The organism is Streptomyces sp. 4F14 (assembly GCF_048159485.1).
In the GTDB taxonomy this organism is placed as follows: Bacteria; Actinomycetota; Actinomycetes; order Streptomycetales; family Streptomycetaceae; genus Streptomyces.
In genome coordinates, this window is the sequence record NZ_JBLRVY010000227.1 from 1 (window position 1) to 374 (window position 374).

At 74.3% G+C, this 374-nt stretch carries 1 protein-coding gene; it reads right to left on the minus strand.

The annotated features are described in order from the left end of the window. Window positions 1-374, minus strand: a 374-nt coding sequence (locus ACLZOT_RS50450; RefSeq protein ID WP_416976052.1) for a DUF2637 domain-containing protein, incomplete at both ends; no start/stop codon positions are given.

Consider the following 374-nt stretch of genomic DNA (forward strand, 5'->3'; position numbering starts at 1 on the left):
CCGGCATGGCTTCCGTGACCGGCGAGCTTAGGGCGTCCGGTGCTGGCTGCTCGGCCGGGGGCTCGGCGTCCGATGCGTCCGCGACGGGTGGCTGCGGAAGCGGCTGCGGCTGGGCAGTTGCCGAGTGGGCGAGGAGCGTTCCGCCGAGGAAGGCGACCGCGGGCCATCCGGCGATGCCAAGACGGAGGGCGGCGGGCGGGTCGGCCAGATCGAGGAACCCGGCGGTGGCCACGTTCGCGCCGAGCGAGGCCACCAGGGCGATCAGGAACCAGCACCAGGCCAGCCGGGACGGTCCGTCCGAGCGCAGTCGGCGCCACGCGGCGACCAAGAGCAGGTCGACGGAGACGGGGTAGGCCCAGGCTTTCCACCCGTCC